Raw genomic sequence first — 25,295 nt, 5'->3', positions numbered from 1 at the left:
CTGACGTTATATTAGTGAACCGTAATGCTTACCGAGCTGCAGGTATTGTTATTACAGGCTTTGATTTCATGCTTGCCTGATAACGAGTGTGCATCTATTTGGTTTGCACTCACATTGCCATCTAAATACCAGCGTACATCTGGGCTAGAAGCTTTTAATGACAGAATTTGTCCTGCATAGGGATAAATATGACTGCCGTCTTCAGGCTGAATAATATCGATAAAGCGTTTTGACTTAGAGTGCACTTTCTCCCATGACAATAGCTCTTGCGGCCAATTATTTGCTACAGATAAACGTTTATCTCGGCGCAGCGTTCTTGGCGTAACGCCATCAATAGTCCACGCCAAACGTTTTTGCTGACAATTGGCTTTCGAAACCATCTCAGCGGCTAAACCACTCGGCCAGCAAATTGACACTTGCTCCACAGCTTTAGGTTTTTCTACCACTGTCACGTCTTTAGGCAATAAATCAAACACATCGAATAAGATTGGCGCAGCCATAGTGGCGCCGGTTTGCCCAACATATGGCGAACCGTCAGGTCTGCCCATCCACACCCCGACCGTATAATCATTGCTGGTGCCAATAGCCCAAGCATCACGAAATCCAAAACTGGTGCCCGTTTTCCAACCAATTTTTCTACCAAATTTAGCGCGAGGTCTATCTGGCGAACGTATATCTTGCAAAATAGTGCGCGTGATCCAAGCACTTTCAGGAGTGATCAATTGCGCTTGTTCTATTTTATCGAACTGACCGAGTCTCGGCTTTATCGCCACGCCTTGACGGCTCAGAGCGGTGTAATACATCACCAACTCACGCAGCGTTGATCCGCCTCCTCCTAACACCACCGTTAAATTCATATCAGGCAATCGTAAAGATGAACCCAAAATCTGCATTCGTTTGACAAATTTAGGCACTTGGATTTCATTTAGCAGATACACAGCCGATAGATTTTTTGAACGTTGTAAGGCTTCAGTTGCTGATACTCGCCCCTGAAAATGTTTATCAAAATTCTGCGGTTTATAAGTGCCAAACTGCATTGGAATATCCATCAACAAACTTTGCGAATGAATCAACCCTTGCTCCATCGCTTGCGCGTACACAAACGGCTTCAAGGTAGAGCCGGGAGAGCGAATCGCTTTGGTCATATCAACGTGCCCATAACTGCGAGCGTTATCCATATCCAATGAACCTTTATAAGCAAGCACAGCGCCAGTTTTATTCTCCACCACCATCACCGCCACCGACAAATCATTAGACAACGCCGTAAACCGCTGCTTAACAATAGCATCAACATTCTGTTGTAACTCACTCTTTATAAACGTCTTTACTGAAGACGAATTCAGTGCCTGTCCTTGAATTAAATGCGGTGTGTGTCCTTGAATCCCTTGCTGTGAATTAGCCGCTTTAAACGCCTCTGCTGAAGACGAATTCAGTGCCTGTCCTTGAATTAAATGCGGTGTGTGTCCTTGAATCTCTTGCTGTGAATTAGCCGCTTTAAACGCCTCTGCTGAAGACGAATTCAGTGCTTGTCCTTGAATTAGATTCGGTGTGTGTCCTTGAATCTCTTGCTGTGAATTAGCCGCTTTAAACGCCTCTGCTGAAGACGAATTCGGTGCCTGTCCTTGAATTGCTTTAGGTGTGTGTCCTTGAATCAAGTTGTCATTTATCTGCTTGAAATGAGCAAGCTGGTGTTTTCTTAACTCACGAGCCAACAGTGGCACTTTGCGCTTAATTGGCTCTCGCCCCGCAACCACCGCCTCTTTACTTAGCAGTTGATATTCTTGCTCAGAAAGCATGTCATTTGCGATCAAACGTCTTAGCACTTTATTGCGAGCACGCTGAGCATTTTTAGGATGACGATCGGGGCGATAGACACTTGGTCGTTGCGGAATAACAGTCAGCAATGCGGCTTCAGAGATGTTTAAGTTTTTCGATGACTTACCAAAATAGCGCTGACTGGCCGCTTCTACGCCTTCAATATTGCCTCCCATAGGCACATGGGTTAGATACAAGTTCAAGATTTGTTGCTTACTGTAGTGCGCTTCAAGTTGCAAAGCTCGCAATATTTGAATGAGCTTGCCACCATAGGAGCGGTCGATAGGGTAAATGATGCGCGCCACTTGCATGGTCAGCGTCGAGCCGCCAGAGACGATTTTCCCATAGCGAATACGCTGATATAAAGCGCGGAACAGCGCAGGAATATCCACCCCAATATGCGAATAAAATCGGCTGTCCTCATAAGCAAGTAGTGATTTTAAATACAGCGGTGACACCTCACCTACCGTCACTGGAATGCGAAAAGTGCCAGTGTCATCGGCAAACTGGCGCAATGTATCACCTTCCGCCGATAACACATTAAACGCGACGCTTTTAGGGGTAGCACTTGGCAAAGGAAAAGCCCAATTAAGCACTTTCCAAGCCAAGGCTAAACCAATAATGAGTGCAACTATGGCCAATGCCACAGTTGCAACCCAACGTTTTACCGGCGTACTCATTTGATTTGAATACTAGAAACAGAACCAGGCTGATACACAAAGCGCTCTGGCGCATACATATCTTCAATAAACAGATTTGGCACCTCTGAAATGCCTTGAGTCTCAGCGCGCATTACGTAATAGAAGGTGTATTCATAGCCACGCGAAAAATCAAGGGAAGTCACATAGCGATCGTTTCTAAACTCTTCCATTTCCGCGCCAGATGACACAAAGTCCAGAGATTTCAATAGCTCTTTAGAGTCGGTAAAATCCGGATTTTCAAGCACCATCCCCGCCGGTAGATAATCCACTAACATCGCTTTATCGATATTCTCTTTCAGGTTAACCACGACTTTAGCAATGATTCTATCCCCAACATGCAGCGTAGCGCGGTTTAAGCGTTTCCCTTTGCTATCAAAGTAGGTTCTAGACACCAGCTTAAACTCTACCGAACTTTGCAACGCATTAGGGTCGGCGTACCCGTCAATAGATTCGGTCACATAAGCCACATCGTGTGATTCATTTTGAAATCTATCCCCAAGCTGCATAGACACAGCTTTAGACGATGGCACCAGTTGGCCGTTTTTAGAGATTTGAATCGGTTTTTTATTCAACGCTTGCAAATCAAAACCGGCCTTGGCTAATGCATAACGCTCTTGCGTACTAAAGTAGCGGCGTTTGTTCAGCGCTTTAAAGATCGCTTTTGCCGACTCAATGCGCAGTTCAGACATTTGACGATTAATCGGTCCTTGTTTTTCTAAGTCACTGACTATCGAAACAATTTTAGCGCGCGCCGATAACGACGAGTCGTAGTAATTATCATCATGCAGCTCAATAGCGTATCCAGCTTGTCTAAAGTAGTCTCGGCTACTGCGCATATCGCCAAGACGATAGAACACCGCTCCAAGATAAGCATTGCTGAGGCTATTAAACACAGGCACCTTTTTTAAATACGTCTTAGCGTCAGAGAATGACAATTTCCCAGCTTGAGTTAGCACATAAGCGGCATACGCTTGATCATTGATTCCAACCTCTTGATTAAGATCACCGTAAATGTACTGGCGCATGCGTCTAGTGATTTTATCTAGCACAGAGTTACTGACCATATTTGGGTAGCGCTCATTCACCGTAAACAGGAAACTTGCCACATAACTTGTCAGCCAAGGTTCTTCTTGCGAGTAGGATCCCCACAAGCCAAATCCACCTTTACCATTTTGATAATCTGCCAAGCGCAACACGGCTTTTTGCAGCATATCAACATCGCTTCGCTCCTCTAACACCTCTTTTTTAAGTGGCACAAGTGAGGCATCATCAAGCAACCAAGGGTAGCCAGTACTGGTGGTTTGCTCTACACAGCCATAAGGGTAGTTAAACAAACCTTGTACAAAAGCGGTTGGCTCGATCTCTGGTACTCGACTAAACGAAACTGTGCTAATGCCATGATCTTTAGGTAACACACCTTGCCACTGAGAACGCGTGATATTGACAAAATCCCCTACAGCTAACGTTCTGGTGGTCTTTTTAGTCACATACGGTGACGGCGAACGCACAGGAACGCGCCAATTTCGCTCAATCTGATAAGCGCGGCTGTTCACTGATAAAGTCAGGTTAGTCATGGTCACTTTATTACCGGCGTCCACCTGCACCGCAAAGTGCGCTTTTTGTTGTGGCGCAAGCTCTAGCACTTTCGCGCTTTGTCCAACTAATCGAATACCATCGTCGGCGTGCAAGCTAAGCGTCACTTTCTGCATTTCTTTGGTTTGATTTGACGCTTCTACCATCACTTGGCTGTGATTGTTGGTGGCAAAAAATCTAGGTACTGAAAGTTCGGCGACAATTGGCGCACTTACCGTTACATCCTGCACTTTTTGCCCAAATTTAGCCCCAGCAAAAACCATCGCTACCATTTGCACTTCGCCGTTGTAATCGGGTACTTGCAGCTGAATATTCGCTTCACCTTTTTGGTTTAATTTCACCGCTGGCAATACCTGATTAAAGGTTTTGCTTTCCACCAAATTATTAAGCGGTTTACTGGAATTAATCCCTTCATCACCACCATAACGGTGACGAATAAATGGCGAAGGACGAGACTCAAATTGTCGGGAGTACAAATCAATAATATCCGCCCCTAAACGTTTTTGTCCGTAGAACCAATTGAATATATCGGCCACTTTATAGTGGGACATATTGATGATCCCTTTATCGGCAACGGTTAGCACTACGTATGCATCTTTAAGGTTGGCAGCATTATCCACTTTGACTTTAACTGTTTGCGTGGTAAAAGGTTCCAGCCTTTCCGGCGCTTGAATAGACACAGCCAATTTCCGATGATCGCGGAACAGTTTTACCGGAGCAACCGCTAACGAGCGACGAACATACGCCTTATCAGAATTAACTAGCGAACCAATCAGATATAGATCGTGACGATCAATATTGCTCGGCAATCGTAAACGAATATTTTGTTTACCTTTTACTTGCACCGTTTTGTGCAAATAGGTTTTATCTGCCACCAATTCTAACGATACCAACCCAGCCCTTGGCGACGCCACTTGCACATTAATATAATCACCAGCTAAGTAGCTTTCTTTATCTAATTTCATTGACAGTTGATCAGGCTTAACTGGAATTTGCGTATCGCCATCTTCCCAACCTGCATACAACGAATACACGGTTTCTTGACCACTTGGCGCTACCGCCGTAATGCGATAATCGCCCCACTCTACAGGCACCACAAGCTCATTGTGTTGAGCATTAACATGCATCACTTTAGATTCTGTCACGCGCCAGTTATCGTCACGACGCAAATCCCAACCAGAGCTTTGGTTAAACACCCAGTAATAGCCACCTCGGTTGCGTTCAACCTTAATACGGACATCACCTGATAAAGTATTCTCACCTTTATCATCAAGCAGCAACAGACTGAATTTAGCCTCTGTGAAATAGCCAAAATCCTCGGAGTTAGGTTTTAAACCGACAATGGATTTTCCATTTGATACCAGTAATTTATTAACGCGCGTAGTGGTTGCGCCGCCCGTTTCAAACAACTGATTATTAGTCGTTAACATTGCAGGACCGTCTAATGCGTCTTTAGAAATCGCACTAAGAGAAAAATGCGCCTTACCCTGTTTATCCAGTTTTAAATCAATATCATCTGGCGCATTCGAGCTTGAAATGTATTTTTGCTTACCCACCAAATAATGAGCGTATTTGCCCGGGAAAGAAGCAATAGAACGCAGTGTTGAACTTATGGTTAAGCGATTGCCATCCGCCACTTGCCCAAACAAATAACGTCCGCTGGCTTGCCCTTTTATTGGCTCACCAGCCATAACTAAATGAGGAACAGACACCGTCAAATCCATCCGCTCAGGGACAAATTCTTGCACGTTAAAATTAAAACTGCCGATCACCGCTTTTGATTGACGAGTAGAGCGTACTACCGCACTCCATTTACCCAGTTTTGCTGAAGCAGGAATGGTAAAGCGATAGTTAAAGAAGCCTTTTTGTGATTCCTCAATATTACGTGACAGTATCACTTTGCCGTCAGGCGCAATCACCTCCATAAACAACGAATTCAGCGCCGTTATTTCACCTGACTCTTTACGCAATACAATATTAAGTGGCACCTCCTCACCCGGTTTAAACAAATCTCGGTTAGAGAATATGTAACCATTCAACGATTTAGACTGCTGACCATCCACTTTAAAGTCAGAAAGATCCAGCGGCACCTCTTTCATTGGCAATACCGCAACACTCGCGCCGCTTTGCACCACAAACACATCTTCACTAGAACGCTCGCCGTAATCAAACTGTACGAAACCATCCTTTAAATAAGCAGTATCACGAACACCATCTTGCCCCACAATGCTCACTTTGGCCGATTGCAACGGTTTATGAGTGGCAAGATCAACCGCTTGCAACGACACTTTTTTATCAAACACTTTCGCTTGCACGCCAATATCTGACAGCAACACATGAAAAATATCAGGACTATCAAAAGAGTTAGATGGCTTAATCGCAATAATGTACCAACCGTTCGCCAAATTATCCGGCAACTTCAAATTAGTCACCGTAGAGGCATTTTCTTTGGCAGCCGGTAGCTTAAAGCTCAAATCTGTTTGATGAGTAAAATTCTTTCTAAGACGCTGCGCCGACCAATTACTTAGCGTTTGAGAGTAAAAATAATCCGCAAACAACTTAGGCGTATCATCCACACGATAAATAGACGCAAGCACACCCGTCGCATTCACACTTTCAATAGGAATCGCGCGATCGCCAGTAGCATTAATAAAAGGCCCCTGCCCCAACACCCGCACCGAAGGCGACGCCTCATAAATATTGATCGTCTCAAGCGATCTTAGATCCTCTCGGTCAAATCCCGCCAACGACACCGAATACTCCCCAACGCCAAAGTCATCAATAGACAACGACTGAAAAGTGCGGTCTTCGGACAAAACCCAAGCACGATGAACCCGCTTCTTATCTTTAACCACAGGTAAATCAAGAGGATGCGACAACGCCCCCTTCAAACTAACTACAATGCTAGTCTTGCCATTTATCTTGCCTTCCGTCACATTCGTCACCGTAGCGGCAAACACACCACCAGCAAAAGCCAACATATATATAAGAGTGAAAAACTGAATGAATAACTTGCGATGAATTCTCATTTCAACGTCCTTTTAGATTCTACCAATACATAATAATTTGCTATGCAAAAAAGCATGTATTGATTTCATCAATGGAATGTAAGAGTTGTGTAAGTTGTTATTTTTGTGAGGGTTAGGTGGGTGATTTATAAAATTTAAGCATGATTTTGGAGGTCTGTGGATGAGTATCAGTATGAGATATTGTAGGTAACTAGCCGGGTATTAATGTGAGTTGGGGCACAAACATGGGTGCCCCTCGCTAAAATTACACAGAATCTGGTAAAGCCTCTGCTTGAGCAAATCGCTTTAGCGCCTCATCTTCAATCATATTAAGGTTTTTAGGCGCTACGATAGATTCAGTCACTACCTCGACTTCGGATAAAGCATTATTTTTGTATATACTGAGATACTCTCGATTTATAGCCATACTCTTAACAAAATAACTAGAGATAGTATCAGACAAGATCATTTTATAGTGATTAGAGAACTTTACGTTTAGGTACCAGCCTCCATACTCTCTAGACTTAACTTCTACAAGCATGCCAAATCCCCAAATACGGTGATCTATGGTAATTCCATGTTCTACTTTAAAATCTTTAGCAAGATCCCCATCATATTCTATAAATATAGCTTTGAATGATTGTTCACTATCGTACATAACCTAATTTTTATTCCTGTAACAACTCTGGCATACGATTTAGTTTCTCATTCCCGAGCGTATTTGCACCATCGACTTTAACTCCATCACAGTCTATATAGATTTTTCCATTTCGTCTGATTTGAGTGCATTCATCGGGGATAACTTCGACCTTTTTCTCAACCACTTTTTCAACTGGAACCTCTACACGTTTTTCTACCGGCACTTCCACGCGTTTTTCCACCTCTTTGATCAATGGCGCTTCTGTTACCCATCGATACATCCGATATAGACCGAGTACAGCCAAAGAAATCAAAATAATAATAAGGATGAGCTTTAGAATTGTATTCAAAGCACTTTGCAGCCACCTACTACGTTGATGTTTAAGTCGCCTCGAATCCCTTTCTTGCTGGATTCGTTGCGATTTTCTTAACTCATAAATCTCTGCATTCGCACGCTCTCTCGCGAGTTGAGCTGTCACTTCTTCTTTTACTATTTGAGAATGAACTTGCTTTCCTTTTAGCGTATTCAATTGCTCCGGAGATATAGTCCCCTCATGAACATGAGTATCCGCTTTTTCTCCTGCAATTTCGGCCGCAATTTTTTCAGCTTCTAGCTGCTCTTGAAGTAGTTCTTTTCTATATCTAGCTTCATCAAGCTTTCGTTGATGTTCTTTTAACCGTTGTAATCTAAGCCAATTCTGGCGATTCGACTCTTGTAGTTTGCTCAGATCTAGACTGCGCATTGAGTAGTTCCTCTAGTTCATCACTGGTAATATTCTCAGGAATTGGGACAATTCGTTCATGGATGATGATCTGTGGTTCTTTCACTATCATCGGCTCACTGACCTTCTGAATTCGGTCAACATAAACCGGAACTTCAACCTTGACTGGAACTTCGACAAATTTCTCAATTTCTACTTCAACAATCTTTTCAACCTCAACAATCCGTTCTACTTCTTTCTCGATCTCTACTTCTACAATTTTTTCCACTTCAATTGTACGTTCGACTTCTTTTTCAACCTCAACAGGTACTTCTACTATTTTATCTACTTCAATAATTTTGGTGCGCCTACTAGCCCAAACACGCATATATTTGAGTAATTTTGCCAACGCAATATCTCGAATATCACGGCGCTCTCGCTTCAGTAGCAAACTGTGTTTTCTTCTTTCTTTATGCTCTGGAGTACTCAGTGATTTCAGTAAATTTAGGATGAAATAAACAGGGTATATTAAGGCTGATATAAAACTAATAAATGCACCAAATGGGTCGTCAAATTTCACCCCAAACCAAGAACTGACTTTGTTTACGATCGATACATACATCTGTTTCTTTTGATCATAATCTGTTTTGGTTCCGGAATGGGTGTTGTTAACTTTCGCAATCTCACTTCGCAAGCTATTCATTGTCGATCGCGAGTTAAAAATATCTGATTCCAACTTACGTATATTGTCACTATTCGCTTCTTTATCTTTTTGCGAGGTTTCTATATTTCGATTTAGCGAGTCTATTTGTTTTTTGAAATTAGCAATTGCAGCAGCACAATCAGGGCTTTGGCTACAATCTCTAGCTGTTTTTCGCCTTTCACTATCTTGAATACTGATCGCTGATAGCTCTTTTGTGTCACTTTCTATTTTATGGTCAATATTTACGTTTCTAGCGCGAAGGGCAATCAACTCGGTATTAAAATCTTTAATATCTCGAGATATATCTTCAATTTGATTCTGTCTAGTCTCATTATCATGTTCAGCAGTTAAAACAATTTTGACATCATTTGTAGCCAGACTGTTAAGATAACTATTGATTCCGGTATAACATAGTAACCAAAATGCAGGCACAAGTACGAATAAGGCGACCTTTAAAATTCGACTTGTTGAGTACCAATTCTTGATTACCGACGAAGTCCAAATAAGTACAGCTGATTCGGTAATAAACAGTAATACAGTAAATGGATTAATTGGGTAATCCCTGTTCGGAAATAGGATTTCATAACCCATAACATTAAACCAAACAATGAGGAGGCCCATGCCAAAAATGAATAGTGTTACCAATTTAAATTCGATGTCATCAAAACCAATATTTTTCATTACATTCTTTCAACTTTCATATATTTATTAATATTACTTTCGGTCAAAATCAACATCTGATTACGATCATAATTGTGCATAAATTCATCATATAGTTTTGAGCTACCACCAATATATTCCCAGTAAGGTTTGTAAACCTTATACACATGCTTTTTAAAACTTTCTGTATCAGGTTTGCTCGGGTTATATGGTCGGTGAAACCCAATTTCTGCCCCTGGTTCAATTTGTTTAAACACCCCAGAAGCATAAATAATTCCGCATGCTGAATAACACTTCATATATTGATCACTAGCAGAGCCCCATTTGTTCTCTTGCATATAAGTGCCAATTTTAATCGCCTCATTCATTAAACCACCTGGGCTATGTATCATCAGGCGATTTAAAGCTATACCCTTCCCTTTGTAATAAGCGACATAACGTAAGAACTTGTCGTAAGTACCCTCTGTAATCTTTCCTTCACCGTATAGGTAATAACCTTTGTTATCTTGCCCTAGCATAAAAATTATCTTGGTACTATTAGCTAAAGGATGACCAATTTTTTTTGGCGCCATAATTGGCGGCATTTTCTCAGGCAACGGTGGCGCTATATGTTTTTGCACCGGAGTATTTTTAGCTATCGCCTTATCAGCAGCCTTAGGACGCTTATGCGATTTTTTATTTGGCTCGTGAGGGACCGTCTTTGCGACTTTATGAGCACTTTGCTTGGTAAGTGTTTTCTTAGCTGATGCAATAGAGCTCTTTTTAGAATTCTCTGAATTCGTTGCAGGATTCGATTTTACTATAGGAGCTACTGTTAGTTCTTTTGGGACTTCTGACTGACTATGAATTTCACTTGAACATCCTGTAAACAATATAGAAACCGTTAAGGCAATAACAAACCAACTGCATATTTTCATAGCTATTCGCTCTTATAAGTTACTAAACGTAAATAGGTTGATAATTAAACTACTTATTACCTGTATTATAAATGTGTGCCGGCACAATGTATTACTACAAATCCACTCGACACACTAACATTTCTAAATAAGGACTTTTATTAGTGCTGTCTTAACTACCTATACTTAGGTTTAATCAAAGACATAGCGATTAGAAACTCGAATAGCGTAATAAAAAGCTTACAATTGAATAAATGCAAAATATTCAAGTATTAAATTGTACCACTATGATTTAGAAAATATAAGGCTACAACACCCTTTGCCTCATAATTAGTCAATATTTATATATATTTATATGAATCAAATGTAATGTGCGTTTTGTTTTATATTTACAAAAAACACTCATTCATAGTAAGCGAGTCATAAACCCCGCATTCTAATCGCCTAGAACAAATAATAAGATCAAGTCTCCAACCATGAGGAGATTTGAAATGGGTATACGACGCACCGCCCAAGAATGGCAAACGCTTATCGAGCAATCTGAATCGAGCTCATTGTCTAAACTTGCATTTTGTAAGCTCAAGGAAGTCAATCCTTCAACGTTTTATGCCAAACGTAAACAACTCAACAAAACTGAGGTTTATCAAGGCTTCGTGAGAGCTGAAGTCGTCGAAATGACGACGAAGTATCAAGCTCAAATTGCAACGGGTAACATGACACTGCTCGTTAATGATGTTGAGTTAAGCATTCCACAAGGCACGCCAGTGGCCTATCTCGCAGAACTTATCGGTGCGTTATCATGAAACGTATGCTCAGCGCACCAGAGGTTTACCTGTATCGTGAGAGTGTCAATTTTAGAAAGTCCATTAACGGCCTCGCTGCGATTATTGAAAGTGACACCGACTTATCTTTGGGGAGTGGTGCACTGTTCCTGTTCACCAACAAACAGCGCGATAAAATCAAAGTATTGTACTGGGATAAAACAGGCTTTGATCTTTGGTACAAGCGCCTCGAAAAAGCCAAGTACAAGTGGCCTACACAAGAGAAAAATCAACCCAGAAAGTCAAGATGTTGCCGAGCTACAAGCGATGGTGAAAACGCTGATGGCGTCAGAAACCCAATTGAAACAAGAGCGTCAATCGCTACTTGAACAACTCAAGCTTGCCTTCGACCGCCAGTTCGCTAAACGCTCGGAGGCGTTAAAGCCTTACGATGAATCTCAAGGTGACCTCTTCAACGAAGTGGAATGTGAAGCCGCTAAGGAAGAAGAGGTTGAGGTCACGACGACCACCACAACGAAGACGCGCGGTAAACGCAAACCACTTCCAAAGACCTTGCCCCGTGAGGTTATCGAACTTGATTTAGACGACCATGAAAAGCAATGCGCTTGCTGTAATCATGACCTTCATAAAATCGGTGAAGACCGCAGTGAGAAACTAGAGTTTACGCCAACGGTACTTAAAGTGTTGGAATATGTTCGTCCTAAGTATGCTTGCCGTCAGTGTGAGCAAACTGAAGACAAAAGCCACATCGTTCAAAAGCCAGCGCCACAAAGCATTATCCCTAAGAGCTTCGCGACAGAAAGCTTGCTCGCCAACATCATCCTTGGCAAATATCAATACGCAATGCCATTATATCGCCAAGAGTCGTTGTTTACCCAATCGGGGATCGAACTATCACGCACTACTATGGCAAGGTGGGTTATCCAAGTCAGTGAGAAGTTCGCCCCGCTTTACGCGGCTTTGAAAGCACACCTACTAGAGCAAGTGGTGGTTCAGGCGGATGAAACGCCGCTCAATGTTCTCAAGGAAGATAAGCAGTGTTACATGTGGCTCCACTGCTCGGGCGCAGACTCCCCAGGTGCCACACTCCCCAACGTGAAGAATATCGCCTTGTACGACTACCAAAACAGTCGCGCGAGGGCGTGCCCTGTTGCCTTCTTGGGTAACTTTAATGGCTATCTGCAAACCGATGGCTATGCGGCCTATGACGGTCTTCACCAAGTGACCAATGTTGGCTGCTTGGCGCATGCAAGGCGTAAGTTCATGGATGCGAAGAAGCTTCAAGGCAAAGGTAAGTCAGGCAAAGCCGATAAAGCGTTGGCCAAAATCCAAAAGCTCTATGGAATAGAATCACGCTTAAAGGGGGTGTCTGCCGAAACACGAAGAGCAGAACGTCAACGGCATGCCAAGCCGATACTGGATGAGCTGTACGAATGGATGACGACCCAACAAGTGATAAGCTCTAGCCCATTAGGCAAAGCGATAAAATACACGCTCGGGCAATGGCCGAAGCTGATCCGCTACATCGATGACGGTCACTTATCGATAGACAATAACCGTGCTGAACGCGCAATTAAACCGCTGGTCATTGGCCGAAAAAATTGGCTGTTCTCGAGCACGGTAAATGGTGCTGACGCTAGCGCAATGCTTTACAGTATCGTCGAGACGGCAAAAGCTAATGGGCTTATCCTCTATAACTATATGGTCAAATGCATGAAAGAGTTGGCGAAAGCAGAGCCAGATATCGATGCGCTCCTACCTTGGAACTTCAAGCACTAGTAATATCGCCCCGTGGGTTCATGGGGCGCATACGTTCACTCTCATATTTCATACACTATTACTATAACAAGTAAAATCAGAAATCATTCTTTTACAAGCTTATAAAAGAGCATCTACTTATCCAAAATACAAAAGTAATCCGAATGTTGCAGTTGAAATTAAAGCAGGTAAGAGCTTTTGGCCCCATGGGATGAGACGAAAAGTTGCTTAATTGCTCGAGTAGAAGCAACATGAAACAAAGCTCTTTCGCTAAAATCTAACGCTCTTTGTTCTATTGGGTCATTTGACGAAGCATAAACCAAAGGCACCTGCCCCTCATTAACGCCTACAATCATCACATATTGAAATTCTAAGCCCTTGATACGGTGCATTGTCGCTACCCGAATACCTGGCTTAGAGATGTCTTCAGCTCCATTACGACTAACAGGGTAAACTTGTAGTCCTTCACTTTCCATGGCGCTCAAGTAACTTGACTTTACAGTTTCTGTCCTCGCAACAATGCAGATATCTCTGGGAGAAACACCCTCATCAACTAAAGCTTTGATGTTATTTATTAGCGCTCCACGTTCTTCATCTAAATTTTCAAAATGTTGAATAACGGGCTTTTCGCCATGCAGTAGTGAAATGTAATCCCCTTTACTATCTAAACCATCATCTAAATCATCGGCATTAGTTCCCTGCATAACTGCACTTGCAAATCGACGAGTTTCCTCAGTAGTTCGGTAGTTGAGCTTTAGCTTGCGGCTCCGACCAACCACTTTAATTCCACAGTGACTTAAAACTACTTTTCGATTATAAATACGCTGATTCCCATCACCAACGATAAACATATCGTCTATACCTTCAGTTACTATTTTTCTAAGCAACGAAAAAACTTGATTTCCCATGTCTTGAGACTCATCGACAATTACGGACGCATAAGGCATTGAAATTTCTTTATTCTCTATAATGCTAGCCGCATCCAACATTGCGTCGGATATCTCCTTCAAATTAAAGTAATTAAGCTGGTTTCTGAATTCCTCAAAAACTACCCAGACTTTCATTCTTTCTGGTCTTGTAAGCGCGGTTCCGCGGCCTATTCGTCTAGCTCTTGCGTATTCTTTTGCACTGTTTATCCCTTGTTCCTGCACAATAGAGCGCCACTCTTCCTCATAAAATTGATCTGACAAACCCAAGGTCTCATCTTTCTGATTAAGAGCATTCTTCCAACAATGCTTTCGCTTCCTGTCCCCCTCATAAACAATTTGGTAGCTATAGTTATGACGTTTCAGAAATTGGTGTATCCACTTATCTATGTTTACTACTTCGATCTTCTTCAAAGAATCAGTGCTACATATTTTCCTCAAATTGACTTCAATATCAGCCACGAGGTTTTTAGTGAACGTTGTAAAAAGTATTTTTCTATTTGAATTTGAAGGAAGTTGCTCTGCTAACCATTTAGCGCGATGAATAGCTACCACCGTCTTGCCTGTACCTGCTCCCCCGGTAACCCGAACCGGACCACTCCAGTGTTTCTCAACTAAGTATCTTTGGCTTGGATGTAGAAATACACGCCATTTATCTAGAGGGGCACTTAGCATTTGTTCCAACTCAGCATCATCATCAATCAGAACAAACTTGCGCTTACTCGTATTTCGCTTCAGTGCAGTACCAAAGTCGCTAATATCAACTTCGCCTTCTTGCAATTTTTCTCCTTGCAGTTCAGACAACAACTCGTCATATTCTGAGCCAGCGGCCAACAAATAGAGAGGCTCCCAAGCATCCGCAGGTAGCACATATTCAAGTTGCTCAAGTTCTTCAACGCCAGTTAAGCAAAGTACTTGGTCAAGAAAAGAACTAGGAACACCCAAATCAAGAATCTGTTTTCTTGAATAGTCTGCAAAAAGTGGTACGTATTTATCGTTGCTTGATTCAGCCTTATCAAATGACGTGGTGACAGGTGTTGGCTCACTATATTGCTCAATGTATTGAGTATCTATAATTTGAATTGCACCTGTTGATGGATGTATCTCACAGTTATGTCGCTTCGCCCAGTCATACGCATCATCGTGATGATCCACCCAAAGTAACATGAACATATTGCCAGACTGAGGCTTGAAAAGTATTCCTCGATAAGTTTGATCTATTCGAGCAGACCTAATTCCTTCACTGCGACTATCTTGGATTTTTTCTAGGTTTATACCAGGAGAGAAGGGATTGAGTTTGAACTTAGTTACAAACTCCATAACTTTCTTCTGCTGTTGTTTTGGCAACTTAGCAAAAGAGCTAAAAAATGTTTCAGAAATAGCTATCTGAGCTCGTTCCATTGAGCAAATCCTTCTTATAAATCATTGAAAGCACTTTGACCGTACATGAAATTAGATCGCAAACCCACACCTTTACGCTCTCTAGATCGATATAATCTTTGAAACTTCATCCAGTTCATCATCAGTAAGAGGAGTCTGGTAACAACGCCACCCCTCTGATTTAAATTTTTCGATATCTTTGTGCTCTGTTTCGTCACTAAATATACAAAGATGCACTTTCGGCCATGCGAGTTCAGCATCAGATACGACCATCTCATCCACTATGAGTTCATAACCACAGATTGGTGGTAACAGTTTTTTCGCAATAAAAGTCTCACATTCCTCCTCCAAAAGAGTAGTTTCAAGTACTTCTTTCCATCCAGGCGCTAGTGTAGTTTCAGAGGTTTCATCAAGTACGCTGACTTCGGTAGGCTGAGTTACATTGATATAAGTTGTTTGCTCATCTGAAGTCCATGCGATAAACAGACGCTCTGATGCTCTTGTCATAGCCACGTAAGCCTTTGGAGTATTGTCCAAGCACTTTTTGCTGAAGTCTACGAGAATGACCACCTTATTCTCTAAACCCTTAAAATGTTCAAGTTCCGAAAAACTAATTCCACCTAAAGGAAATGTCCGAACATTAAAGTCATCCACTTGGATAACACTTGTTAGTAAACTTTTTGGAAGCTGTGAAACGACACTCTCAATAAAAAGATTATCAGACAATAAAGTTATATCAGAGTGCCTATATCCCAAGCTAAGAACTTTATAGATAATTGTCTCTATATTTTTTCTTTCTGAATCTTCGTCGTCAGAAGCAAACAGTTCTACTTCAGGCCCATTAACTTTCTTCGTCGGTAATTTATCTTTTCCTAACAAGTCAGATATGTAATTTAACGTTGTTCTCGAATATCTGTATGCGGTATCTAGTGACAAGCTTACATCGCTTGCATTTTTTATTTTTTCAATTGCTTCCGTTTCTGGAGTTGAAAAAAAAACACTTTGATTAGCTAAATCTTGGAAAAATATCCATTTACCTTTATCTAAGCCACCATTGATGTACTTATCCAACAGGTTAATCTTGTCTAGCCGATATAAATCCTGAGCTTCGTCTACTATCACCACATCGTATTGAGATATAAATGCTCTGCGAGAATCAACTTGCAGGCTATCAATAGTTGCCACTACGATATTAGTGCTATGTAGTCTTGTTTTTAGCCGTCCCTTTAGCCACTTAGACTCACACAACACAAGCAGTTTCTTATCGTCGCTTATACACTCCTTCGCAATCACTTCAACTAACAAGGTCTTGCCCGTGCCAGCTGCTCCATCACAAATAACTCGCTTATCGTATTCAAAAGCAGTGATCACTTGCTGTTGTAAACCATTGAGTTTTTCAAAACTAGAAAGAGGCTTATCACTTACTAAAGAATTTGGTCTCAAGTAGTTGGCAATCTTTGTAATATCTTCAGAGCTTAATGTCGTTGGTGCTTTTACTTTGTTAACCCAGAATTGAATAAAGTTTTCTAACCAAGAACTAAATCCTTTTAGCGCAGTCTTACTACCCGACATCAAAGCGTCATATTCCACTGAAGTACCCGATGATACTGTATTAGGTAAGAGAACTCCGTACCCTATGGGAACACGCGGTGAGAGAATTTTTTCCAATTTCAATGAATCAACTAATGAAAACAGGGCACTTCTAGCTTGGTTAAATGGATTTTCAATTGAATGACTCTTTTGCTTTGATCTTGAGTACCACTTCCCACTTTTTTGAAAAACTCGCCCACCTTTAACCTCAAATACAAAGATACCTTTGTGGCAAACCAATACAAAGTCAATTTCACTCATCTTCTTTTCACGGTGTGAAACCAAATGAAGAGAGTTAAAGCAAATGGCATCCGACATTTCAACACTGCGAAACGCATCAAATATCTGCAGCTCTGCATAGCTGTCGTTATTATATGGTTGCGGGGGGCTTAATCTCATAGTTTTTTCAACTGACTAGCAAATTTCTTGCGTTGCTTAACTAGCGATTTTTCTTCTTCATAAAGCGACAATATGTTATTAAAGTCAATATCTTCAAATGCTTTTTGACTAATCATCCTTTCTGAGAACTCGGTAGTTTCTGAAGAAAAAACCTTAATAAATGCTTCTGGGTATTCCGGTACATAACTGTGCTTATCAATATTCACAGATATTCTGTCATCTTGAAGAACCAAGGAAAATTTATTAGACAAAGCAACACGCAATTGAGGTGTATCTGAATCAGATAATATATCTATGAACGTAGGTATTGCGTCAAGTTTTACACTATTGTCCTGCGTTTTATTCCCTGTTGTACTCTGGTAAAAAGAATACATGGATGCAATAACTAACGTCTCAAGCCCCGTTATTTGTCTAACACTTCTTGGTAGATCATAAAACTTATCCCGCAATCCATATGCTACAGCTATATTCAAATAACCCTCGTCGTTAACCGTCACAATTGGTTGGGTAAAAAGCTTTTCAGTCTCATCAAGCAAAGAAAACATAGTAACGGTTTGGTCTATAAAATGACTGACACGCTCGACTGAAGAAAATTTCGACATTTGCTCTGACTTCGTACTGGTGTTTTTTCCTTTTCGAATATCATGTACACGGCCCTTCAAATCCTGCAAAAATTCGACTGCCCCACTGTCCTCTGCATTCATATCGAAAAAAGGAATCAGTCTATCTAAGATCATTTCTTGGTCATTGCATCCTATCAATGCATCGAAGAAATCATCCTGAATTTTTTTCTTTGAGGCCTCTTCCTCTGTGTCCTTAAGTAAATATGATCTAAGGAGTTTAATCGACAATAGCGAGTCATCATTTTTATTTTCAATGCTGAGAAGTTCTTTATGCGCCTCGTTTGCATGGCTACTATTTTTTGCCATTACATACGAAAGTGCAACCACTGCACCGTAACCACTCATTTTTCTAAGTACTTTGTCATCTAATGGAGAAAACTCACTGCTTTCATCCAGATTTGATTCATCCTTTTCAAAGTTCAAGGGATCTTGATTGGGCTTTTCAAAAAGCGCCTTAAAGCCCGTTGCCTTAAGCTTAACTCTATTGAGTAAATCTTCCGAAACTCTTCCCGTTTTATACGTCAAGCCCTTAAAGTGTTCCAAAGCCTCCTTATCTTCAAAAACAATGTTATTGATTAAATAAGTCGGTAATAGGCCATGGAGATATCTGAACGTAGAACAACTACTCCGCTGTAAGTCCGTATCATCAACTGAAATAACTACAACCGCACTCTTCGCATACTTATCTTCCGTTTTGGACATTTGCACACCCGTGAAGGGAATTTTAAGCTTAGCTGTGGGCTTGTCATACAAAGGTATGACGTTTGAATGAAGAGATAATTCATCAAACCAATAATTTTTGAAAGGAAATACACTCGCAGGGGTAATAAAACCAAAAGCAAAAAACTGAGCGAGATTATCAACACAAATTGGTATATAAAAATCTTTCTTAGCCATTAAATTGAGTCTCTTTCTAATATGTTGGAATCAGTGGGAAGCAATGCTTCAACAGATTTGTTGGGATACAAAGCGCTTTGCATCAAGAACAGCTCATCTTTGGCTCTAGAGGTCATAACGTACAAACGCTTTCTCATCGCGTCTTCGTCTCCTCCAATGATCTGAAGTCCATCTAAGATGACATAAACAGCATCAAATTCAATGCCTTTAACGGATTTATCGCATAAGACAACAATCCCACCAGACGAAAAATCTATATTCACGTTTCCCTGCTTTTGATTACTAGAGTACGTCGATATTATCGGTTTTTCATTGTCCCTAGGGATATCGATTTGAGAAAACTTTTTAAAATAGTCTTCCCTTTTAGTCTCGCTAGCGACGATGACACCTATCAGTTTTCCACTGTCTCTATCAGCAGCTCTCAAGATAGTTTCCGCACAAGCATTAACCGTCGAATAGTTTAAAAGAGTTGGTTTTAACAGTGAAGGGCGCTCGGGTAGTTTCGGTAATGGACTAGCCCTATCGGTGTAAAAATGCTGACATAACCTAGCAATTGGTCCTGTGTTTCTGAAGTTCTCCTCTAGCTCAATCACGCTATCAGAAGATAACCCCAACACCTCTTCCAGATCTCTGCGGCTCGAATTGTCTTCTGTTATTTGTTGGTTTTGGTCTCCAACAATAAAGAAGTTTTCAAAGCCGAGTTCCATCAAAGACTCGTAATATCCTGATGGTAAATCTTGCCCCTCGTCTACGATTAAGTCTTGAATCGGTACCTTTCCATAATATGCTGAAAAAATATTCTTGAGCTGATCGTAATCCGGGTTAACTTCTCGCTTCTTTTTTTCTGACGGAGAAGGAGGCCTTTGAGGCATATATTGTGCTGTTAGGTCATACTGAGTTTTGTACAGCCAACTCATCGCAGTGGTTAGATCACAATCAGATAGTTGGGAAGTATGTGAAGCCAATACATGATTGAATGTCAGTACCTTAGGAATTCGCCCTTTGCCCTCATATTTTTTCATTCGATGTAATGCTACTACTGACTTACCAGTACCTGGAGCTCCAACTACCAAATGTTGACCCTCTAACGGAAGCCTCAACACCCTCTGTTGTTGCTTAGTAAGGTTGTGCAGCTGAGGTAACTCGTTAATTCTCTTACTCACTGACATTCTCTCTTATAAAATCGACTAAAGATGGAATACCCTGCTCTTTGTCTCCTTTAATCAATAATCGATCTAAGAAAACGTTGCCATAATCACAACTGGTATCCGGTACAAGAGTACAGCCATGACAGGCTGCTCTGTTGAGGCCATCTCTTCCTTGACCGCCATGGTCTGAACACACTGGATCTAGGGTGCACCAGTGTGCTCTCTTAATTGCACTATCTAAGATATTTAAAAATAATTTTGGTTCCGCCAACTCCATTAACCCTCCCAGCGAACCACTTTTATCTGCTACAGCTGTGTAGATTAAAAAGCCATTCGCACCTGCTTCGCGGGAAGAGTATATTCGTTCCGACAATGACGATGCGGGGTAACCACACTTGTCTTCCAGCTCTCTGATAACAAGGTGTGATAGAGTGTGAAGCAGTACGAATTCGGGAGTTAGTTCATCAACCAAAATCTGGCTTTCTGACTGTTCATAATGATTGGCAAGCTCATTGATCCTGATTGATATTTTCTCGTGGTAAACCCATTTTTTTAACCAAGATGGATTCAATGTAACGAAAATACCCTCACCATATAGATTGATCGCAGGTAGCCAATCCGCATCACCAACGATATTCGGTTGTACTAGCTGAGGTTCAAATTTCTCTTTGTCTTCCTGCGTTTTCGATGTAGAAGGACCCATTTCAGGATCCAGGTCTCTTTGAGACCGCAGAAAACCACTAAATACCTGCACCTTTCTGAGGCGCTCAACTTTAACCAAATTGGAAATGATGAGGCTTACCGGGAGCAGTTCACCTGACAAACCAGACTGTAGGTCTTCATAAAAAGGAGTAAGGTGACGCGTTTTGAAATCAGCTGAAGGAGAAAAAGATTGCTCTGTTATTAATGCGTCATACTCCTCTTCTTTCATTTGGCCTGGTGTACCAATAAGCTCTTCAACTTCATGCTCATTTGCCCCAAGCTCATAGACACTCAATGCCTTTTGAACTTCGTCCAATGTGATGTTGAGTTTTTTTGCTAGCTGACTAGTTCTACGGTTTCGTAAAAAGTCACTCGGCGCATTTAAAATATCATCCAAGTCGTCGGAATACTTCAACACATCGCTTGCACTTGTATTAGTCTCGCCATTGTTAGATTCAGGAGGAATAACAAGCCCATCACATTTAACCGGTGAGTAAACGCTTGGATGGTTTATTTCAACAACTTCCCCTTTACGTGATAACCCATCTGGTTCTTGTGCGATTTTTTCAAAGATCCAAGGCTGGGGTTTCATGGGTTTTAAGCCGTTTTTTTCTGGATTAAACTGAACCGAGCTCCCACAACAGGAACAAAATATTTTTTGATAACCTCGTTCAAACTCAATCTGCAACTTGTCTTTGTGGTGCGACTTATAACACTCGGCAGCCTGTCCTTCCGGTCTCAGCAAAGTCTTTGTCTTTAGATCGTAGGAATAGTGACAAAGATAATTCCAATCAACGTCATCGAGATTACCAAAGTTGTCTACAACACAATATGTACCCTGAACCATAACCCCATTACATATAGCGCAACGTGGCTTTTGTGAGGATCTATGAGGGTTATTGGCCCAAGGATTTAAGTCTAAGCGACCACACCCTTTGCATTGCAAATAGCTTGGGAACAGTACTGCTGGAATCGCTTTGGCGATATCTCCTTCATTATCCTCATTCCCCGTAGGTGGCAAATACAAACGCTGTGGTATTTCAAGGCAACGCTGTATGCGACTGATATTTTTGAGTTCATTCTTTGGATCTGGCACACCACCGTCAAACCAATGACGAGTATCAACAATAACTCCGGTGTAGTCATTTTCTAAATAGGCTATGCTGCCAACACTTTGTTGAGAGGCAATATGAGATAGCCTTATGCTAGTTAAATTCCTATTCATTTTTTAAGCCCTCTAATAGTGTTAATAAGGGCGCTATCTTCTACATTTCGCATTGAGGTCTGGGTATCCCAAAGAGCTTGCTTATTCGCATCATGAGTTTTTATCAATGAATCTGCTGCTCGATCTTTACTATTGAAGTGTAGCTGTCGCCTTTTTAACCTACTCTCTTGAGCGTAGTTAGACCATTCATCAATAAGTTCGTCGAGCATATCTAGTGTTGCATTGAGTTTATGTGCTTGATCCTGTTTTTGTAGTTCTGAGTCAAAAGGCCCTTCAATTGCATTTCGTACCCGACCTTTAAAGATCTGAACCATTTGCGACACATCCTGCCTCGAAGAATCAAACGAATCAGCGCTACCATTGGTAACTAAGCCAATACCGGACATTCGAAAGGCAATGATCAGAGACGCATGTAGCGCTTTTTTTAACGCTTGATAGGTAAAAGGCGTGAGACTTGTAGGTTCAACATAGCGATAGAAAGATTCGTGATAAGAGCGAAAATTCTCATAGTGAGATAAACTGCTCGTCTGCGATTTGTAATAGTTTACGAATACAACTCCGGGAATACCGCCACGCCCAACACGACTGCTAGCTTGAATATACTCTGATGTGGTGAGAGGCTGACCGTTAATTATCATTACAGCTAATCGCTCCACATCGAGACCCACTGAGATCATATTGGTGGCTAAAGCAACATCTATAACACTTTGGCTATCATGAGACTTCTCTAGGTCGGTGAATGTTTGGTTGTTTTTCTCAGCACCTTGGAGAGAGGTCAGTGACTTAACATTAAGCAAACGGCTTAACTCTTTATTTCGTGACTTATGTTCTTCTTCTTCCAGCTCTTGAGAATAGTTAAAGAGTTTCTGCTGTATTGAGCGAGCAATTGGCCCTTTATATGATGCGTCGCTTGCTGAGACACCTTTCAAGCTGCCGTGGTAAACCAACTGAGTCCACCATGCGTCTTTGTACTCCGGCTTTCCTGAAAAGTGTATTTCTGGCGCAACCGCTATCAGGCTCGACAAGGGCTCAAGAGACTCTCTTTTTGACTTGCTAAACGCCATATAGCCAACATACAAGCGGCCTGGTTTCTCTGATATTGGCACTGTCTTGGCAAAGTACGAATCATCATGTTCTAGGCCTGCCGGTGGAAAAACAGCGGAGGACTTTCCGTACAAGCTCTTTACTTGTTCATCAGCATTTCGAATTGTTGCTGTTGACGCAATGTATTTTGGATAAATACCTCGTTTGATCAAGGCCGCTTCAATACCCACCTCATAAAGCCCGACCATTGACCCCAAAGCGCCAGAGATAAGATGGAGTTCATCTTGTATTATTAGCTCTGGTGGGCGTTTACCTTTCCCACCAAAGAAAATATCGGCTCTTTCATCCCAGGCTAACATAGCGAACTTATCAACAGTCGCTAATAACAAGGTTGGAGGGCTATCGTACAAGGATTCATCAATGGTCTTACAAGGAAGAATTGGATTAGAGCTAGAGCCAAACTCACAAGCATCATTTGTACACTTGAAATCGAAACGCCTTTCCTGAACAACATAGTTTTGCGCTGTAAATTTCGACTTGCACCAGGGGCAACTTGTCATTCCTAGCTTTTCGAAATTTTGGTTGGTAACTTCCTGCTGTGCCTGATGAAATGTATTAGGTGTGCTCTTACTTCCGACCCATAAACCCAGCGTAAATGGTGTATCGCCCAAACGCTTTTCTGACTTTCTTCTAAGCAACTCAAGAGCACAAACAACTTTTGCTGCACGCGCAAACTGCTGTCCGGTTAGAAGCGTCAATGTATAGCGCATAATGGCTACTGTGCTATCTTGGCTGTGTGGATAAACCAAGCGGCGGTAAATGAATACCATTGCCATGATACCCAGATAGGCTTCTGTCTTACCACCACCAGTGGGAAACCATATCAAGTCAACTAAATCTCTATTGATATCACCTTCATCAATAGAAGATTTCATCGCCATTAACACAAATGCTAGCTGAAACGGCCTCCAATTAAACGTGCTAATATCTGGTGATTTCTTATTTACAGTCATTTGTTTCAGCATTGCCGCATTCATGTACGAAAAAGCCAGTTGAGCTTGTTTATTTGCACTTAAAAACTCAATACCCTCAGTGATACGCAAGTGAGCGCTCTCAGCTCTATTTACAATGTTCTTAGCGACCGCTCGCTCATGGGTCTCCATGGAATTCATCAATAGAGTCTGGCCATCAATCCACGCCCGGTAAGAGTCCGCGAAATTAGATAGATCCTCTAATACTTCAGGATTATTGTGACAACTTGATAGGTACTTAAAGTTAAGATGCTTGGTTTCTGAGCCGGCCGTATTGGCAGTGACACTTGGCACTTCCACTTTGGGCATAAAGTTGGACTCGATAACGCGATAGCCATCTTTAATACTCCAATCAACCCCAGTTGCGTGTCCGATAGCATAGGTTTTTACATTCTTGTATCTAAGCTCAAGCTCTTTCTCTTCCTCCGTCAACAAAGAAAAGTCTTTTTGAGGATAGCTTTGGACCCCACCTTTTAGAATTGAGCAGCGGATACTAACATCAAAGAGTGTTGTCTTGGCCATCAGAGCATCGGCCTTGTCTAAGTTTGCAACAGACTGTTGGTTGGCCAGGGTAACAGTAACTATGTAGCCATCGTTGTATGCACGCCAAGTTATATATAGCTTTCCCCGGTGTTGCCGAGAGGAATCTCTTGGTAAGATTTCAACTACCTGTTGGGAATACACACCACCATCTGGTTTAAAGGCATCATAGCTGTCCTTCTCTGTTACTTTTTGCCAATTGTACTTGGGGTCTTCACCGGACTCTGTAAAGCAGGTGACGCCATATTCGAGCGACAGCTGAATAGAGTCTCCGGTAACATAAAATGAAAAACCTGCTGACGAGGGAGCGGTGATACTACCAACACTGTTTCTTGCCTTGCTTGATGTCAGACATTTATCTTTAGGGAGTGGTCTAAGCAATCCAACATGGAATAGCTCTAGAGGGTTTTGTTTCACCCCCTTCTCGCTAGTACGAATCAAACGGTCTTCGACAAAATTAACCAAGCCACGTCTCTCTTCTGCGAACCTCACAAACCCCTCTCCATAAAAATAAACCGTAACGTAAACAAAAAA

Annotated in this window: 15 protein-coding genes; 3 read left to right on the top strand and 12 right to left on the bottom strand. The window is 41.7% G+C overall.

The features are described from left to right. Window positions 1–11: 11 nt before the first annotated feature. The 6 genes from VEZ01S_RS16355 to VEZ01S_RS07750 form a co-directional block, all read right to left on the bottom strand. Window positions 12–2,495, bottom strand: a complete 2,484-nt coding sequence (locus tag VEZ01S_RS16355; protein WP_021713472.1) for a penicillin-binding protein 1C — start codon at window positions 2,493–2,495, stop codon at window positions 12–14. Next, the gene (locus VEZ01S_RS07770) at window positions 2,492–7,138 is read right to left on the bottom strand and encodes an alpha-2-macroglobulin family protein (RefSeq protein ID WP_021713471.1); all 4,647 of its coding nucleotides are present in this window, start codon (window positions 7,136–7,138) and stop codon (window positions 2,492–2,494) included. The genes VEZ01S_RS16355 and VEZ01S_RS07770 overlap by 4 nt, the downstream gene beginning before the upstream one ends. A 244-nt stretch (window positions 7,139–7,382) precedes the next feature. Further along, window positions 7,383–7,775 carry a hypothetical protein gene (locus VEZ01S_RS07765; protein WP_021713470.1) on the bottom strand — a complete coding sequence of 131 codons (393 nt, stop codon included), beginning with the start codon at window positions 7,773–7,775 and terminating at the stop codon, window positions 7,383–7,385. Between the two features lie 10 nt (window positions 7,776–7,785). Next, a complete protein-coding gene (locus tag VEZ01S_RS16895) occupies window positions 7,786–8,499 on the bottom strand; it encodes a hypothetical protein (RefSeq protein ID WP_021713469.1) in 714 nt (237 codons plus the stop codon). Further along, window positions 8,444–9,841 carry a hypothetical protein gene (locus tag VEZ01S_RS07755; protein ID WP_021713468.1) on the bottom strand — a complete coding sequence of 466 codons (1,398 nt, stop codon included), beginning with the start codon at window positions 9,839–9,841 and terminating at the stop codon, window positions 8,444–8,446. The genes VEZ01S_RS16895 and VEZ01S_RS07755 overlap by 56 nt, the downstream gene beginning before the upstream one ends. Further along, window positions 9,841–10,737, bottom strand: coding sequence for a hypothetical protein (locus VEZ01S_RS07750; RefSeq protein ID WP_021713467.1), 897 nt, complete (start codon window positions 10,735–10,737; stop codon window positions 9,841–9,843). Before VEZ01S_RS07750 ends, VEZ01S_RS07755 begins: the two co-directional genes overlap by 1 nt. 470 nt (window positions 10,738–11,207) lie before the next feature. Between VEZ01S_RS07750 and tnpA the strand changes: the two genes are divergently transcribed. Genes tnpA through tnpC form a run of 3 tightly spaced genes read left to right on the top strand, consistent with a single transcriptional unit; the run spans window position 11,208 to window position 13,277 of the window. Next, on the top strand, window positions 11,208–11,519 hold the full coding sequence (gene tnpA, locus VEZ01S_RS07745) for an IS66 family insertion sequence element accessory protein TnpA (RefSeq protein ID WP_021713466.1): 312 nt from the start codon (window positions 11,208–11,210) through the stop codon (window positions 11,517–11,519). After that, entirely contained in the window at window positions 11,516–11,866 is a 351-nt protein-coding gene (tnpB, locus tag VEZ01S_RS16730; RefSeq protein WP_021713465.1) for an IS66 family insertion sequence element accessory protein TnpB, read from the top strand. The genes tnpA and tnpB overlap by 4 nt, the downstream gene beginning before the upstream one ends. Next, entirely contained in the window at window positions 11,805–13,277 is a 1,473-nt protein-coding gene (gene tnpC / locus VEZ01S_RS07735) for an IS66 family transposase (protein WP_052032208.1), read from the top strand. The genes tnpB and tnpC overlap by 62 nt, the downstream gene beginning before the upstream one ends. A 158-nt stretch (window positions 13,278–13,435) precedes the next feature. Here the strand turns inward: tnpC and VEZ01S_RS07730 are convergent, their stop codons facing one another. From VEZ01S_RS07730 to VEZ01S_RS07705, 6 genes are all read right to left on the bottom strand, one after another. Then, a complete protein-coding gene (locus tag VEZ01S_RS07730; protein ID WP_021713463.1) occupies window positions 13,436–15,583 on the bottom strand; it encodes a UvrD-helicase domain-containing protein in 2,148 nt (715 codons plus the stop codon). A gap of 81 nt (window positions 15,584–15,664) precedes the next feature. Continuing rightward, window positions 15,665–17,551, bottom strand: a complete 1,887-nt coding sequence (locus VEZ01S_RS07725; RefSeq protein ID WP_021713462.1) for a nuclease-related domain-containing DEAD/DEAH box helicase — start codon at window positions 17,549–17,551, stop codon at window positions 15,665–15,667. Further along, on the bottom strand, window positions 17,548–19,071 hold the full coding sequence (locus VEZ01S_RS07720; protein WP_021713461.1) for a hypothetical protein: 1,524 nt from the start codon (window positions 19,069–19,071) through the stop codon (window positions 17,548–17,550). Before VEZ01S_RS07720 ends, VEZ01S_RS07725 begins: the two co-directional genes overlap by 4 nt. Next, the gene (locus tag VEZ01S_RS07715) at window positions 19,071–20,234 is read right to left on the bottom strand and encodes an AAA family ATPase (protein WP_162889462.1); all 1,164 of its coding nucleotides are present in this window, start codon (window positions 20,232–20,234) and stop codon (window positions 19,071–19,073) included. The genes VEZ01S_RS07720 and VEZ01S_RS07715 overlap by 1 nt, the downstream gene beginning before the upstream one ends. After that, window positions 20,227–22,146 carry a DUF1998 domain-containing protein gene (gene drmB, locus VEZ01S_RS16350; RefSeq protein WP_021713459.1) on the bottom strand — a complete coding sequence of 640 codons (1,920 nt, stop codon included), beginning with the start codon at window positions 22,144–22,146 and terminating at the stop codon, window positions 20,227–20,229. The genes VEZ01S_RS07715 and drmB overlap by 8 nt, the downstream gene beginning before the upstream one ends. Continuing rightward, on the bottom strand, window positions 22,143–25,253 hold the full coding sequence (locus VEZ01S_RS07705; RefSeq protein WP_021713458.1) for a helicase-related protein: 3,111 nt from the start codon (window positions 25,251–25,253) through the stop codon (window positions 22,143–22,145). Before VEZ01S_RS07705 ends, drmB begins: the two co-directional genes overlap by 4 nt. Window positions 25,254–25,295 lie beyond the last annotated feature (42 nt).

Source organism: Vibrio ezurae NBRC 102218 (genome assembly GCF_000467185.1).
Taxonomy (GTDB): domain Bacteria; phylum Pseudomonadota; class Gammaproteobacteria; order Enterobacterales; family Vibrionaceae; genus Vibrio; species Vibrio ezurae.
The sequence above is the reverse complement of the archived record's forward strand: the minus strand, read 5'-3'. Positions and strand labels throughout refer to the sequence as shown.